The 14,295-nt window shown below is 70.8% G+C and carries 13 protein-coding genes and 1 pseudogene; 5 read left to right on the top strand and 9 right to left on the bottom strand.

Features of this window, described 5'->3' with window-relative positions; translation table 11 throughout:
• Nucleotide 1: 1 nt before the first annotated feature.
• The 3 genes from ACE3SG_RS18120 to ACE3SG_RS18110 form a co-directional block, all read right to left on the bottom strand.
• On the bottom strand, nt 2–1,492 hold the full coding sequence (locus tag ACE3SG_RS18120) for a cytochrome P450 (RefSeq protein WP_374567380.1): 1,491 nt from the start codon (nt 1,490–1,492) through the stop codon (nt 2–4).
• Between the two features lie 139 nt (nt 1,493–1,631).
• The gene (locus tag ACE3SG_RS18115; RefSeq protein WP_374567378.1) at nt 1,632–2,312 is read right to left on the bottom strand and encodes a protein-L-isoaspartate(D-aspartate) O-methyltransferase; all 681 of its coding nucleotides are present in this window, start codon (nt 2,310–2,312) and stop codon (nt 1,632–1,634) included.
• Between the two features lie 92 nt (nt 2,313–2,404).
• Nucleotides 2,405–2,773, bottom strand: coding sequence for a hypothetical protein (locus ACE3SG_RS18110; RefSeq protein WP_374567376.1), 369 nt, complete (start codon nt 2,771–2,773; stop codon nt 2,405–2,407).
• 604 nt (nt 2,774–3,377) lie between these two features.
• On the opposite strand from ACE3SG_RS18110, the gene ACE3SG_RS18105 reads away from it, so the two are divergent.
• The gene (locus ACE3SG_RS18105) at nt 3,378–4,406 is read left to right on the top strand and encodes a hypothetical protein (RefSeq protein ID WP_374567374.1); all 1,029 of its coding nucleotides are present in this window, start codon (nt 3,378–3,380) and stop codon (nt 4,404–4,406) included.
• Between the two features lie 16 nt (nt 4,407–4,422).
• On the opposite strand, the gene ACE3SG_RS18100 is transcribed toward ACE3SG_RS18105, so the two are convergent.
• Nucleotides 4,423–4,980 carry a DUF1579 family protein gene (locus ACE3SG_RS18100; RefSeq protein ID WP_374567372.1) on the bottom strand — a complete coding sequence of 186 codons (558 nt, stop codon included), beginning with the start codon at nt 4,978–4,980 and terminating at the stop codon, nt 4,423–4,425.
• Between the two features lie 185 nt (nt 4,981–5,165).
• On the opposite strand from ACE3SG_RS18100, the gene ACE3SG_RS18095 reads away from it, so the two are divergent.
• Entirely contained in the window at nt 5,166–6,044 is an 879-nt protein-coding gene (locus ACE3SG_RS18095) for a pirin family protein (RefSeq protein WP_374567370.1), read from the top strand.
• 4 nt (nt 6,045–6,048) lie between these two features.
• The gene (locus ACE3SG_RS18090; protein WP_374567368.1) at nt 6,049–6,831 is read left to right on the top strand and encodes a hypothetical protein; all 783 of its coding nucleotides are present in this window, start codon (nt 6,049–6,051) and stop codon (nt 6,829–6,831) included.
• On the opposite strand, the gene ACE3SG_RS18085 is transcribed toward ACE3SG_RS18090, so the two are convergent.
• Complete coding sequence (locus ACE3SG_RS18085; protein WP_374567366.1) at nt 6,812–8,983, bottom strand: hypothetical protein; 2,172 nt, start codon at nt 8,981–8,983, stop codon at nt 6,812–6,814. The genes ACE3SG_RS18090 and ACE3SG_RS18085 overlap by 20 nt on opposite strands.
• 28 nt (nt 8,984–9,011) lie before the next feature.
• Nucleotides 9,012–9,971, bottom strand: coding sequence for an AraC family transcriptional regulator N-terminal domain-containing protein (locus ACE3SG_RS18080; protein WP_374567364.1), 960 nt, complete (start codon nt 9,969–9,971; stop codon nt 9,012–9,014).
• A gap of 165 nt (nt 9,972–10,136) precedes the next feature.
• Between ACE3SG_RS18080 and ACE3SG_RS18075 the strand changes: the two genes are divergently transcribed.
• Both ACE3SG_RS18075 and ACE3SG_RS18070 read left to right on the top strand, forming a co-directional pair.
• A complete protein-coding gene (locus tag ACE3SG_RS18075; protein WP_374567362.1) occupies nt 10,137–10,613 on the top strand; it encodes a (2Fe-2S)-binding protein in 477 nt (158 codons plus the stop codon).
• 14 nt (nt 10,614–10,627) lie between these two features.
• Nucleotides 10,628–12,883 carry a molybdopterin cofactor-binding domain-containing protein gene (locus ACE3SG_RS18070; RefSeq protein ID WP_374567360.1) on the top strand — a complete coding sequence of 752 codons (2,256 nt, stop codon included), beginning with the start codon at nt 10,628–10,630 and terminating at the stop codon, nt 12,881–12,883.
• Between the two features lie 310 nt (nt 12,884–13,193).
• On the opposite strand, the gene ACE3SG_RS18065 is transcribed toward ACE3SG_RS18070, so the two are convergent.
• From ACE3SG_RS18065 to ACE3SG_RS18055, 3 genes and pseudogenes are all read right to left on the bottom strand, one after another.
• Nucleotides 13,194–13,415, bottom strand: a complete 222-nt coding sequence (locus ACE3SG_RS18065; RefSeq protein WP_374567358.1) for a DUF4287 domain-containing protein — start codon at nt 13,413–13,415, stop codon at nt 13,194–13,196.
• A gap of 60 nt (nt 13,416–13,475) precedes the next feature.
• On the bottom strand, nt 13,476–13,802 hold the full coding sequence (locus tag ACE3SG_RS18060) for a hypothetical protein (protein WP_374567356.1): 327 nt from the start codon (nt 13,800–13,802) through the stop codon (nt 13,476–13,478).
• Nucleotides 13,803–14,089: 287 nt separating this feature from the next.
• A pseudogene (locus tag ACE3SG_RS18055) lies at nt 14,090–14,295 on the bottom strand (lipid ABC transporter permease/ATP-binding protein); the annotation flags it as partial.

The raw sequence follows: 14,295 nt of genomic DNA, 5'->3' as shown, positions 1-14,295 counted from the left end.
CCTAAACCGACAGCGCGGATGCGGTGCGCAGCCGCATCCGCAGCCCGACCGGCGACATCGTCAGCGCCAGCCGCTCGCGCACCGGCGTGCCGTCTTCGGTGTCGACCGACTCGATGCGAAACGACGCCAGCAGCATCGAGATCACCATCTTCATCTCGGCCAGCGCCAGGTAGCGCCCGGGGCAGATGCGTGGGCCGGCGCCGAACGGCATCGCCACCCGCTTGGCCGAGCTGGCGGCCAGGCCGGCCGGGCCGTGGGCCAGCCAGCGCTCGGGCATGAATCGGTCGGCCTCGGCGAAGTGCGTGTCGCTGACCGCCGCCGGCCGCATCAGGCACATCACCAGGCTGTTCATCGGCACCTCGATGCCCGCGACCACCGTGTCGCGCACGGCCTGCTGGATGATCAGCGGCGCGACCGGTTTCAGGCGCATCGTCTCGTGCGCACAGGCCTCGACATAGTCCAGCCGCGGCAACTGCTCGGGCGCCGTCACCAGCCCCGCCTGGCCGACCACGGCGCGCGCCTCGGCCGCGGCGCGCACGGCGGCATCGGGGTGATGGTGCAGTTGCCAGATCATCCAGACCAGCGTGTTGGCGGTGGTGTCTTCGCCGGCCAGCAGCATCGTCAGCACATTGCCCGACACGTCTTCGTCGGTCACCGTGCTGCCCTCGCGGTCGCGCGCGGCCAGCATCGCCTCGATCAGGTTGCGCGGGTGCGCGCGCAGGGCCGGGTCGGCGTCCAGGCGAGCCCGCGCGGCGGCGATGAAGCCCTGCACCGCGTCGGCCAGCGCGGCCAGGTGCTGGTCGAGCCGGCGGTCGGCCGGCAGCTTGAACCAGTCCCAGTAGCGCACGGTGGACATCACGCGCTTGAACAGCGCCGGCAGCACCTTGTCCAGGTGCTGCTGGATCACCTCGTCGTCCGACTCGATGGTGTTGATGTCGGCGCCGAAGGCCAGGCCGGCGGTCACGTCGACCGTGTAGCGCATCAGGTCGGCCTGCAGGTCGATCGGCTCGCCGCGCTGCGCGGCCCGCTGCCAGCGCTGGGCGAAGCGCTGCGTCACCTTCACCAGCGTCGGGAAGAAGCTCTTGATGTGGGTCGGGTCGAGCCCGGCCAGCACCATCGGCCGCTGGCGCCGCCAATGCTCGCCGTTGGCGCTGAACAGGCCGTGAAAACCGAACTCGCGCGCGGTCTGGCTCAGCCGCTCGGTGCGCTTGAAACCATCGGGCCGGTCGCGCAGCACGGCGGCCACCACCTCGGGGTTGGACAGCACCAGAAAGCGCCGCCGGCCCAGGCTCATGCGGTAGGCTTCGCCGTACTGCCCGGCCCAGGCCTCGGCCTGCTGGTGCAGGCGGTCGCGGTCCATCTGCAGCGCGTTGCCCAGCAGCGGCAGGCCGCGCGGGCCGGGCAGATCGGCGATGCGGCGCGTGACCGCGGCCGCGGTGGTGGTTGTCGTGGGCCCCATCGGTGGGGGCTGCGTCAGCGGGGTCGGTGACATGGGCGCTCCAGCGGCTACGGCCGACGCGAGGGTCGGCCAGCCGGACACTACGCCCAAACAGGCGTCGATGCATCCCCCATCGGAGGGAAGCCCGCGCCGGCACGCGGCCCCGGTCGGTAGGCAGGGCTCGAAGGCTGGTTCATCGCGGCGCGGTGTCTTCGAGCGTCGAGAAGCGCACCGCGAAGATGTCGCGCCGGTGCAGCGTGCCGTCGCCGGCCTTGTCGATCACCAACAACTGCTGGTGGTCGACGGGGCCAGCCGGCAGCACCAGCCGGCCGCCGGGCGCCAGTTGCGCCAGCAGGGCCGGCGGCACCTCTTCGGGCGCGGCGCTGACGATGATCTTGTCGAACGGCGCTTCTTCGGGCCAGCCCTGGTGGCCGTTGGCGACACGCAGCGTCACGTTGTGGCAGCCCAGCTGGCGCAGGCGCTGGCGCGCGCTCAACGCGAGCGCCTCGATCAGCTCGACGCTGTAGACATGCCCGGCCAGGCGCGACAGGATGGCCGTCTGGTAGCCCAGGCCGGTGCCGATGTCGAGCAGCTTGTCGCCGGGCTGCGGGTCGAGCAGGTCGGTCATCACCGCGACGATGAACGGCTGCGAGATCGTCTTGCCGCAGCCGATCGGCAATGGCGAGTCGGCGTAGGCATAGGGCTGCAGGTCGGGCGGCACGAAGGCGTGGCGCGGCACCTCGGCCAGGGCGTCCAGCACACGGCGACTCAAGGCCGCCTTGCCCAGCCGGCCGCAGTTGAAGATCACCAGCGCCGTGATCTCGGCCAGCATGCGCTCGCGCGCCTGCACGTAGTCGTCGTCTTCCTGGGCCATGCGCCCTCCACGAGCCGGTGACCGCCGAAGCAAAATGCTACGCCCACCGGCGGCGCTTCACCAGGGGCTGCGCGCGCCGCCGAGAACAGGCGTCAGGCCAGCGATTGCTTGAGCCAGAGCTTCAGCTGCTTGCGCCCGGCGGCGTTGCTGCCGCGCCAGGCTTTCAGCGCCAGCTCGAGAAACTGCTCTTCGGCCGGCGACAGCCCCGGCGACGCGTGTTCCTCGTCGAGCCAGCCATGGGCCTGGCCGCAGGCGGCTTCGATCTGCCGCGCCAGCTTGTCGCCAATCGGGCGGCTGCTCTTGATCTGGCTCCACATGCTGGGGCTGACCTGCAGCGCCTGTGCAAAAGCCTGCTCCAGCCCCTTGGGCGGCTCCCCGGCGCGCATGCGCGCTTCGGCGAACTGCTGGAACAGCTGCAGGGCGTTCTGGCGGCGGGTCAGCGTGAGGTTGGGCTCGGTCAAGGTGTGGCAAACGGGCGACGGCTGCGGGACGCGGATTGTCGCATCGGCTTGACGCGTGTGTGAAGACTCTTTACAGTCCGCCTCCGTCGCTTTCAAAGCCTTTCCCGAGTCGATCGTGAAGACCCGAGCCGAGAACCCCTGCCAGCCTCTGTTGCCGCTCGTCGGCCGCGCGGCCCTGCGTGGTTCGGCGGCACTGCGCCATGCGCAAGGTTTTGAAGAGCCAGCCCATCCGGGCCGGGGCGCTGCCTAGCCAGCCCACCCCGCCACTCGAATCTTTCGAGGCCCGGATCCCGCCAAGGATCCGGGCTTTTTGTTTTCCGCCTTCCCATGGCGGGTGTGCTTTGGCACAACGACTGCGGCCGTGCCTTGTCGAGCGCCGCCGCAGCCGGCATGTGCGCCACCGGGACGCCGGTGTCGTGCAGCGGGCGCGCCTCACCCAGCAGTGTTCGCGCCGGAGCACAACCGCGATGGGAAGCATCGATGCGAAGCCGTGGCGCGCGTGAGCGCCGCCGCGGCGCAAACCGGCCGCAACGATAGGGCGGCGCCGGAACCCGTCACCGGATGGAACATCGGGCCTACCTGGCCCTCGTGGAGGGAGAGAAGAGTGAAGAACGAACAACTGCCGAAGGTCGAAATCCAGGTCAAGCAGCCGCCGGTGCTGTTCAGCAAGACGCAGGCCGTGATCACCCAGCTCGGCCAGCGCTTGGGCGGCCCGGTGGTCGCCTACTGGAATGGCCCGCGCGGTGCCGTTTGCCACAACGACGTGGTGGCGCTGTACCACGTGCTCGAACGCCTGGGCCAGCACGAGACGATCTACCTGTTCCTGAAGTCCGACGGCGGCAGCGGCCAGGTCTCGCTGCGGCTGGTCAACCTGCTGCGCCAGCATTGCCGCCGCCTGGTGGCGCTGGTGCCGCTGGAATGCGCGTCGGCCGCGACGATGATCGCGCTCGGTGCCGACGGCATCCTGATGGGCCCGACGGCTTACCTGACCGCGGTCGACACTTCGCTGAACCACGCGCTGTCGCCGCTGGACCGCGACAACGACCGCGTCAGCGTCAGCCTGAACGAGCTGCAGCGGGTGATCCGCCTGTGGCGCGAGCAGCAGGCGCAGGGCGACGTGGCGGCCGAGAACGCCTACAAGGCGCTGTTCCAGTATGTGCACCCGCTGGTCATCGGCGCGGTCGACCGTGCAGAGTCGCTGTCGATCATGCTGTGCCGCGAGCTGCTGGCGTACCACATCGCCGATGCGGCCAAGGCCGAGGCGATCGCCAGCGCGCTGAATGGCAAGTACCCGTCGCACAGCTACCCGATCCTGCTCGACGAGGCAGTCAAGATCGGCCTGCAGGCCGAGCGCATGCCGGCCGATGTCAACGCGCTGCTGGTGCAGCTGAACGCCTGCTACAGCGAGATGGGCCAGAAGGCGACGACCGACTTCGACGAGGTCCGCGCGCACAGCAACGAGATCGCCAACATCTGGGAGTCGCAGGGCGCGCAGGTCTACTACCAGCAGGACAAGGACTGGTTCTACCGCTCCGAAGAGCGGCGCTGGATCACGCTGAACGACAACAGCGGCTGGCGCCGCATCGAGCGGGTCGGCCACCGCATCAAGCGCGGCGCGCTGCACGTGGCCTGACGCGCACGCTGCATGGTCAGCGGGCACGCCTGGTGAAGTGCATCTCCGCCAGCTTGACCAGGCGGCCCGACTGCAGCGCCACCTGGTAGAAGGTCAGCGTGCGTTGGGTGTCGCTGTCGTAGGCCTCGGTCATGCGGTAGTTCACCGAATGGCCCTGACCGTCGGGCTGCAGTGCGGTCCAGAACATCGTGCGGGTCTCGGCGTTCCAGTGGCCGAAATCGGTGCGCACCGCGCCGTCGTTGGTGTCGACCCAGGTGTCCACATACTGCTTGGCCACCGGGTCCCAGCCCCACACGCCGTGGCCCTGGAAAGCCGGCTTGGCCGCGGCGCCGGCCGGGCCGTGCACGACCAGGTCATTGGTCACCCAATGCCCGTCGCCCAGCAGCACGTTGGTCTGCACCCCCTTCGCGCCGCCGTTGGCCTGGCCCGTGGCCGGGTCGAAGAACTGGATCTCGGCGTCCCACACGCCGGCCTGCAGCTCGACCGGCCGGTACAGGCCCGGCTCGGGGGCGTTTGCGGCCAGGGCCGTGGTGGCGACGGCGTACAGCAGCGCGGCAAGGGCGATCGGGCGCATCGGGAGTCTCCGTGGGTTGAAAGCCCGCCACGCTAGGCCAGGCCGCGGCCGGCCGAGGCCGCATGCGACGAGACACGCCGGGGCCGGGCCGAAACCGGCCCGGCGGCGCCGAAGCCGGGCGTACCATCGCAGCGGTGGCCGGTGATCCCCCCAACCGGCCGTTGATGACGCGAAGGGAGATCGCGATGCTGCGATGGACACCCCGGGTCACCGACCTGGCTGGCGGTTTGCAAGTTCGGCGTGCCCTGCCGGTGGCAGCGCGGCGCGCGGTCGGGCCGTTCGTCTTCTTCGACCACTTCGGCCCGGTGGGCCTGGCGCCTGATGCCGATACCGACGTCGGGCCGCACCCGCACATCGGGCTGGCCACCGTCACCTACCTGTTCGAAGGCGGCTTCCTGCACCGCGACAGCCTCGGCACGGTGCAAGAGATCACGCCGGGCGCCGTCAACTGGATGACCGCTGGCCGCGGCATCGTGCACAGCGAACGCACGCCTGACGCGCAGCGTGGCCAGGCGCGCCGGCTGCACGGGCTGCAGCTGTGGGTGGCGCTGCCGCTGGACGCCGAGCAGGGCGAGCCGGCGTTCCAGCACGTGGCGGCCGACGAGATCCCGCAGCGCGAGGTCGACGGCGCGATGGTGCGGGTGCTGGTGGGCGAGGCCTTTGGCCTGCGGTCGCCGGTGCGCGCCGCCTCGCCCACCTTGTACCTGGACATCGAGCTGCCCGCCGGCGTGCCCTGGGCGCTGCCGCGGCTGGCCGACGAGATGGCGATCTACAGCCCGGCCGAATGCATCGAGCTGGCCGGCGAGATGCTGCCCACCGGCGAGATGGCGCTGGTGGCCGGCGCCGATGGCGCGGTGCTGCGCTCGGCCCTGGCCACCCGCGTGGTCGTGATCGGCGGCGCGCCGCTGGAAGGGGGGCGCCTGATGTGGTGGAACTTCGTTGCCAGCGACCGCGCGCTGATCGAGCGCGCCGCCGAGCGCTGGGCCGCGCACGGCTTCGACCCGATTCCCGGCGAAACCGGTGGCCTGCTGATGCCGCCGCGGCCGCTGCACCCGGGGGTGTGAGGCGATGACGGACCGGTCGGCGCATCGGCCAGCCATCGGGCGGCAAGGTGCCGGCCTGCTGGTGCGGCTGGTGCTGCTGGCCTGCGCCGGCCTGGCGGCCAGCGGCGCCGCGCTGGCCGCCACCGAGCCGTTGAGCCTGTACTTCTTCGAGCGCCCGCCATACGTGGTGCAGGCCCGCGGCGACGAGGTCACCGGCCTGACCGCCACGCCGGCGGGCCAGGCGTTCAAGGGGGCCGGCATCGACTACCGCTGGGTCATGCTGCCGACGGTGCGGCAACTGGTGACGCTGAAGGACAACCCGAAGCTGGCCTGCGCGGTGGGCTGGTTCAAGAACCCCGAGCGCGAGCAGCACTTCAAGTTCAGCAAGCCGATCTACCGCGACCGGCCCACCGTGGCGCTGGCGCGCAGCGAGTTCAACAACGCCAGCGCGACGCTGGCCGAGACCTTGCGGCAGCCGGGCCTGCGGGTGCTGGTGAAAGACGGCTTCTCGTACGGCGCGCTGATCGACAACCTGCTGGCGCAAAGCAAGGCCGAACGGGTGGTGACCAGCGCCGAGTCGGTGGCGATGATCCACATGATCGCCGCCCAGCGCGCGCACTTCATGTTCGCGGCCGAAGAAGAGGCGGCCTACCTGGCCGAGCAGGCCGGCGTGCCGGCGCAGCAACTGCGCACGCTGCACTTCGCCGACCTGCCGCCGGGCGAGCGCCGCTACATCCTGTGCAGCAAGGCCGTGCCGGACGAGCTGATCGAGCGCCTGAACAAGGCGATCACGGTCGAGATTCCCTGAGCGTGTCGGCGCCGGCGGGTGTCCACGCGAAGAAGCTCAGCGTGTCACCCCAGACCTCGCCCATGTGCAGCTCGGTGATGTCGCAGTCGATGCCGGGCTTCAGGTCGTCGCCGTCGCACTCGCCGAAGCTGCCGCTCAGCCACACCTCGGGCCGGCCGTCGTGGTCGATGTCGGTGACCTGGCCGATGGTGCCCTCGTCGTACTGAAACGCCAGCCGGTCGGACGTGCCCACCGGCTGCATCTGGCCCGCGCCGATCACCAATAGCACCCGCTGGCGGCCGAAGCCGAAGGGATGGCTGGCCACGGCCGCAGGGGCCTGCCCCGCCGCCGGCTCCGGCGTCACCAACGACAGCTCGACCAGGTGCTGCTGCCCGTCGGCGCGGCGCCAACCGTGCAGCCCGATGACCTGCTGGCCCGCGCGCTGCGCCACGGCGAGCAAGGCCTGCACCTCGCCCTGCGGCGCACCGAGCGCTGCCAGCTGCGCGCCGAGCCAGGCGTGGCGCCGCGCGGCGGCGTCCGGGCGCGGCTCCAGCAGGTCGGGCGGCATCTCGGGCAGCGTCAGCGCGGCAAAGCGGTCGGCGGGCTGCACGCTGCGGCCGGTGTGCGCCAAGGGCTCGACGACCTTGCCGGGCTCGGAGATCCACGCGCGGCAGACCGCCTGCAACTCGGCCGAGGCGTGGCGGGCGTTCTCGTCGAAGCAGCCCTCGCCTTGGTTGGTCAGGCCCGACAGGACCTGCTCGTGCACCTGGCCGGGCGCACTGGGCAACAGCGCGAGCAGCGCCGCGTACAGCTGGCGGGCCTCGGGGGTGAGGTCGCCACGCAGGCCGTTCCAGACCGGCTGCACGCACAGCGATGGCCGGCCGGCGCGCCAGGCGTCCAACGCCAGCCCGCCGAGCACGCCGGGCGGCATGCGCCGCGTCCACGGGTCGTAGGCCTGGCAGTCGGCATTGGCCGGCGGCGGCAGGGCGGTGATCTGCGCCCGCACCGCGGCCAGCCCGGCGGGCTGCTGCACCAGCGTTTCGAGCACGGGCCACGGGCTGATCGGCGCGCTGTAGGGGTGCAGATCGAAGGCCGACCAATTGCGCTGCGAATCCTGGCGCGCCCGGTCGAGCTCGGCCTGCAGCGTGGCCAGCTGGCGCAGCGCCTGCGGCAGCGCGTCGGCCGGCCAGGCGGCGGGGGCCGCGGCCAGCGAGGTCAGTTGCGCCTTCAGCATCGCCGCCTGCCGCAGGCCTTGCAGCAGGCGCTGGCGCCGGCCGGCCTGGCTGTCAGGGTCGGCGACGGCCTGGGTGGCCAGGGCCTCCGGCGCGATCTTCTGCAAGGCCGCGGCCAGCGCCGGATCTGCGGGCGCCAGGCTGGCCCACAGCCATGCGACCAGCGCACAGTCGTCGGGCCCGGTGCCGCTGCAGCCACGCTGCGCCAGGTGCTTGGCGAAGTGCGCCACCAGGATCGGCGCGGTGCGCGTGGCCCGCTGCCGGCGTTCGGCCGCGCGGCGCTCCTCGGCCGCCGCGTTGGCGGCCACCGCCCCGCCGCTTCGCTCGCGCAGGCATGGCCCGATATCGATGTCGTTCGAGCTGCGCGCGGCCACGCCCAGGTAGCCATCGCCGCGATCGGCTTCGGGGTCGAACGGCGAGCTGTCCGGGCGCAGCCAGGCGCGCTGCGGCATGCAGTTCCACAAGTCCAGGAAGGCGGCGGGTTCGTCGTCCCAGTTGGCGTAGGGCCCCGGCAACTTCAGGTGGCCCTGCAGTCGCTGGGCTTGGCGGGCTTGCGCCATCTCCTGTGGGAACCAGCGGTCCACGGCGCGCACGATGTCCGACGGCGCGTCGAACTGCAGCAGCGGGCCGCGGCCGGCGAAGATCAGCCCGTTCTCGCGCTGCTCGCGCGTCAGCCCGGCCACGGCAGGGCTGCGGTACAGCCGATCGATGCGCGCCGGCGTGGCCTCGCGCACCACGAAGTCGACCACCTGGTCGCTCGGGGTCTTGACCATCGCGTCGATCTCGGCGACGACGGCGTGGAGCTCCTCGTCGTCCAGCGGCCGCGGCGCTGTTGGGCGCACCCACCAGGCGGCGGCCAGCAGCAACGCCAGCAAGGCCAGCATCCACACGGCATGACGCGCCCAGCGCGTGGCACGCACGTCGATCCCCTCATCCCTCATCGTTCGGTCTCCAGAGCGGCCAGATCCGTCACGCCACCGAGTCGGACGGCACGGCCTGGCCGCGCAGCCCGGCGATGTCGCGCATCGGCGGCGCGCCGAACTGGCGGCTGTATTCGCGGCTGAACTGCGACGGGCTCTCGTAACCCACGCGGTAGGCGGCGGTCGAGGCGTCCAGGTGGTCGGCCAGCATCAGGCGCCGCGCCTCGGTCAGCCGCAGCCATTTCTGGTACTGCAGCGGGCTCATCGCCGTCAGCGCGCGGAAGTGGTGGTGAAACGTCGACGGGCTCATGCGCACCCGCTCGGCCAGCGCGTCGACGCGCAGCGGCTCGGTGAAGTTCGCCTTCAGCCAGTCGATCGCGCGGCCGATCTGGTGGCTCTGGCTGCCGGCCGCGCCGATCTGGCGCAGGCGGTCACCCTGTTCGCTCATCAGCAGGCGGTAGAGGATCTCGCGCTGCACCAGCGGCGCCAGTGCCGGGATCGACGCCGGTTCGTCGAGCAGCTCGACCAGCCGCTGGAACGCCGACAGCAGCGGCGCGGTGACCCGGCCGGTGGCCATGGCCCGCTCGGCCGACTGTGGGCGCGGCGGCGGCACCTGGCCGTCCATCATCAGCTGCGCGATTTCGTGAGCGTCCAGCCGCAGCATCACCGACAGGTACGGCCGCTCGGCGCTGGCCTCGAGGATCTGCGCCACCGCCGGCAGGTTCAGCGACGCGATCAGGAAATGGTCGCGGCCGTAGACGAAGCTGTCCGAGCCCAGCAGTACCCGCTTGCTGCCCTGCACGATCAGCGCCACGCCGGGTTCGTACAGGCCGCACACCGGGCCGGCGGTGCTGCTGCTGCGAAACATCGCCAGCGCCGGCAGCGCGGGCAGGCGGTGCAGCAACCCCTCGGGCGCCCAGCGCTGGATCGCCCGCGCCAGCGCCTGGCGGGCGGCGTCGGCGCGGTCGTCATCGGCGTCAGGGGGCGGTGGGGTGACTCGTTGCAGCATGGCGCGTCTCCGGCAGGGGAGCCCAGGCGCCGATGCTAGCGAAGTGCGGCTGGCCATTGCCGGTGGCTCGCGCGCGCCGGACGATCAGGCAATGAACTCGCAGCATCAGGCTAACCCCTGCAGGCGGCTTGGTTCGACACTCGCCGGCCACCAGGAGGATTTCGCATGACGACCACCTTGAACGTGAACGGGCGCGACCAGGCGCTCGACGTCGACCCCGGCACGCCCATCCTCTGGGCGCTGCGCGACACGCTGGGCATGACCGGCACCAAGTTCGGCTGCGGCGCGGCGCAATGCGGCGCCTGCACCGTGCACCTGAACGGCCAGGCCATCCGCTCGTGCGTCACGCCGATCTCGGCCGCTGCCGGCCAGAAGATCACCACCATCGAGTCGGTCACCGATGGCCACGACAGGGTCGGCCAGGCGGTGCACACCGCGTGGGTGAAGCACGACGTGGCCCAGTGCGGCTACTGCCAGAGCGGCCAGATCATGTCGGCCACGGCCTTTCTCAAATCGCTGCCCAAGGGCAAGCGGCCGACCGAAGCCGAAATCGACGCTGCGATGGCCGGCAACATCTGCCGCTGCGGCACCTATGCGCGCATCCGCGCCGCGGTGAGCGACGCCGCCAAGTCGCTGGCCTGAACGAGGAGACCCTGATGCATCTCGAACACGCACTCGTGAACGGCCTGGTCGACGAACTGCCCAAGGCGCTGCAGGCCATGCTGGCGCGCGACGCCGCAGCGGCCGAGCCCCGCGGCCTCGCCCGCCGCAGTTTCCTCAAGCTCTCGGTGGCCGGTGGGTTCGCCATCGGGGCGTTCCCGCTCGTCGCGGGCGCGCAGGCCGCGGCAGGCGCCGCGGGCCTGAAGCCTTTCCAGCAGCCCTCGTCGTTCGTGCACATCGCGGCCGACGGCACCGTCACCGTCACGATCAACCGGCTCGACTTCGGCCAAGGCGTGCAGACGGCGCTGCCGATGATCCTGGCCGAGGAGCTCGACGCCGACTGGGCCAAGGTCCGCAGCGTGCACGGCACGAACGACCCGGCCTATGTCGACCCGCTGTTCGGCATGCACCTGACCGGCGGCTCGGGCTCGATCGCGCACAGCTACATGCAGTACCGCGAGCTGGGCGCGCGGGCCCGCGCGATGCTGGTGGCGGCCGCCGCCGCGCGCTGGAAGGTCGGCGCGGCCACGCTGCGCACTCGCGACGGCCTGGTCCTCGGCCCGAACGGCCAGCAACTCAGCTACGGCGAGCTGGCCGAAGAGGCGATGAAGCAGCCGGTGCCTGACACGGTGGCGCTGAAAGACCCGAAAGACTTTCGCCTGATCGGCCAGCCGACCACGCGCATCGACGCGCCGGCCAAGAGCAGCGGAAAGCAGAACTACGGCATCGACATGCGCCTGCCCGGCATGCTGACCGCGGTGGTCGCGCGGCCGCCGGTCTTTGGCGCGAAGCTGAAGAGCGTGGACGACAGCGCCGCCAAGGCCGTGCCGGGTGTGAAGGCGGTGCTGCGCGTGCCGACCGATCGCGGCGGCGAAGGCGTGGCCATCATTGCCGACGGCTACTGGCCGGCCAAGCAAGGCCGTGAGGCGCTGAAGGCCGAGTGGGATCTGGCCAGCGTCGAGCGGGTCGACAGCACGAAGCAGTTGACGCAGTACCGCGCGATGGTCGGCGAGCCGGGCCCGCGCAAGTTCGACGCCGACGTGTCGGGGTTGAGCAACGCGCCGCATCGCATCGAGGCCGAGTTCGTGTTCCCGTACCTCGCGCATGCGCCGATGGAGCCGCTGAACTGCACCGTGCAGCTGCAAGGCGACAAGGCCGAGCTGTGGATGGGCTCGCAGATGCCGGGCCTGGACGGCATGGCCGCGGCCAAGGTGCTGGGCGTGCCGATGCAGAACGTGGCCGTGCATGTGCAGATGGCCGGCGGCGGCTTCGGCCGGCGAGCGATCGCGACCAGCGACTACGTGGTCGAGGCCTGCCAGGTGGTCAAGGCCGCGCAGGGCGCCGGCATCGCCGCGCCGATCCGCACGCTGTGGAGCCGTGAAGACGACATCCAGGGCGGCTACTACCGCCCGATGCACCTGCACAGTGCCCGCATCGGCTTCGACGCACAAGGCAAGGTGCTGGCCTGGGACCACACCATCGTCGGCCAGTCGATCCTCGGCGGCACGCCGTTCGAATCGATGATGGTGAAAGACGGCATCGACAACACCGCGGTCGAAGGCATGAAAGAGCCTTACGACGTGCCGATGCGGCTGACGGTGCACCACCCGAAGCTGAACGTGCCGGTGCTGTGGTGGCGCAGCGTGGGCTCGACCCACACCGCCTATGTGATGGAAACGCTGGTCGACGAGATCGCGCGCCAGACCAAGCAGGACCCGGTCGCCTACCGCATGAAGCTGATCGGCAACGAGCACCCGCGCCACCGCGCGGCGCTGCAGCTGGCGGTCGACAAGAGCGGCTACGGCAAGAAGAAGCTCGCAGCGGGCCGCGCCTGGGGCGTGGCGGTGCACGAGTCGTTCAACACCGTGGTCGCCTACGTCGTCGAGGCCTCGGTGCAGAAGGGCAAGCCGGTGCTGCACCAGGTGACGGCCGGCGTGCACTGCAACTTCGTCGTCAACCCGCGCACGGTCGAGGCGCAGGTGCAGGGCGCAGCGCTGATGGGCCTGTCGATGTGTCTGCCCGGTGCGGCGATCACCTTGAAAGACGGCCAGGTCGAGCAACGCAACTTCGGCGACTTCCAGGTGCCGCGCATCACCGACATGCCGCAGATCGCCGTCTACACCGTGCCCAGCGCCGATGCGCCGACCGGCATGGGCGAGCCCGGCCTGCCGCCGCTGGCACCGGCGTTCGCCAACGCGATCGCCAAGCTGACCGGCAAGACGCCGCGCGAGCTGCCGTTCAAGACTGCGTAACGAGCGTCGTCTGCGAAGGGCCGGCCTTGTCCGGCCCTTCGATCATTTCTTCGATCCGGCTAGTGTCCTGTCCCACAAATAACTGCCATTTGGATTCGGCCAGATGCTGATGATCGTGCGGTCGGGTGACGAGGCTGATACCGGGTGGTATCGGCCTTGGCGCACGGCCGCGCGAGGGCGGCATCTGGCCGAACTGCTGCGCAGCGGGCCGCAATGGGGTGCTCGCCGCGTTGCCAAGCCGGGCAGATACCACCCGGTATCTGCCCGGCTCGGCGCCTTGCGTTCATCCCCATTTCGGCCCGTCCAAATGTCAGTTATTTGCGGGACAGGACACTAGGTGGTGGGCCACGATCGCATTGGCGTGGCCATGGCCGATCCCGTGCTCGCGCTTGAGCCACTCGACCTGCTCCATGTGCTTCAGGCCCTTCAAGCCGGCGACGAGGCCGAGCCAGTGCGCGATCGGTTGGCCGTAGGTCTTCTCGATCGAAGGGAAGTACGAGGCGGGGCCCTTGGGCTTGTCGGTCGTCGGCATGGTGTCGTGCTCCTGGTGTCGGTGGCGGCCCGTGGGCGGGCTGCAATGCCACGACGATCGTCAGGGGCCGATTTCGACAGCGGCCTGGATCAGGCGCAAGGGTCCATCGGGGCATGACGCCCGGCTGTTTCCTTGGCACGCCGCGGCCACAGCCGCGCGAACGGCCTGGTCCCAGACGGAGGCAGCCAGCGCGTCGCGACGGCTGAGGATCATCGGATCGTCCGCCAGCCCCAGCGCTTCGCAGAGGTCACGGCGCCAGCGCCCGTGGTCTGCTTCCGCCGCCGTGATGCCATGCGTGCGAAAAATTTCGCGGGCCGCGCTGACGCCTCGCTCGAGGTCGTCAGCATCGACGCCAGCCATGTGAAGAGACAGCAGCGGCCTTGACAATCTTGCGCATCCAGCTCGGGCATGACCGTTCTGACAGGGGGCCTGTCTGGTCGAGCCTTGCGCCCGAAGTCCTGACCGTTGGCGACGGTCTGCACTTCGAGAGCCATGGGGTAGGTAGAAGTTGGGCGTGACTGTAGAAAGCGCCCGGTCGATTCGCCACCGGGCTGCGACCAGCCCGCGGTGCGATCGGACGAAATGCAGTTGCGGCCGATGAAGCTGGCGATGGCAGGCGTGGCCATCGCGTTGCCACGACCAGCGCCGCAGGGGCCGCGGCAGCGACGCGCAGCTCAGGCGCCGCTGTTGGGCGCTTGAACGTCGGCCGGTGCGGCCGCGGCGCTGAACTGCGCCTGGTGTAGCCGCGCGTAGTGGCCGCCGCGCGCCAGCAGCTCGGCGTGGCGGCCCTGCTCGACGATGCGGCCCTGGTCCATCACGACGATCAGGTCGGCGTGCTCGATCGTCGACATGCGGTGGGCGATGATCAGCGTGGTGCGGC

It is taken from the genome of Ideonella sp., from assembly GCF_041914305.1.
Taxonomy (GTDB): Bacteria; Pseudomonadota; Gammaproteobacteria; order Burkholderiales; family Burkholderiaceae_C; genus Ideonella.
Note: the sequence above shows the minus strand (reverse complement) of the source record. Positions and strands in the feature narration are given on the sequence as shown.

Excerpts from the sequence above, each read along its gene's own strand:
- ACE3SG_RS18080 (WP_374567364.1), bottom strand. The coding sequence starts at position 9,971 with ATGCTGCAACGAGTCACCCCACCGCCCCCTGACGCCGATGACGACCGC.
- ACE3SG_RS18095 (WP_374567370.1), top strand. The coding sequence starts at position 5,166 with ATGCTGCGATGGACACCCCGGGTCACCGACCTGGCTGGCGGTTTGCAA.
- ACE3SG_RS18070 (WP_374567360.1), top strand. The coding sequence starts at position 10,628 with ATGCATCTCGAACACGCACTCGTGAACGGCCTGGTCGACGAACTGCCC.
- ACE3SG_RS18115 (WP_374567378.1), bottom strand. The coding sequence starts at position 2,312 with ATGGCCCAGGAAGACGACGACTACGTGCAGGCGCGCGAGCGCATGCTG.
- ACE3SG_RS18065 (WP_374567358.1), bottom strand. The coding sequence starts at position 13,415 with ATGCCGACGACCGACAAGCCCAAGGGCCCCGCCTCGTACTTCCCTTCG.
- ACE3SG_RS18090 (WP_374567368.1), top strand. The coding sequence starts at position 6,049 with ATGACGGACCGGTCGGCGCATCGGCCAGCCATCGGGCGGCAAGGTGCC.
- ACE3SG_RS18085 (WP_374567366.1), bottom strand. The coding sequence starts at position 8,983 with ATGAGGGATGAGGGGATCGACGTGCGTGCCACGCGCTGGGCGCGTCAT.
- ACE3SG_RS18120 (WP_374567380.1), bottom strand. The coding sequence starts at position 1,492 with ATGTCACCGACCCCGCTGACGCAGCCCCCACCGATGGGGCCCACGACA.
- ACE3SG_RS18100 (WP_374567372.1), bottom strand. The coding sequence starts at position 4,980 with ATGCGCCCGATCGCCCTTGCCGCGCTGCTGTACGCCGTCGCCACCACG.
- ACE3SG_RS18075 (WP_374567362.1), top strand. The coding sequence starts at position 10,137 with ATGACGACCACCTTGAACGTGAACGGGCGCGACCAGGCGCTCGACGTC.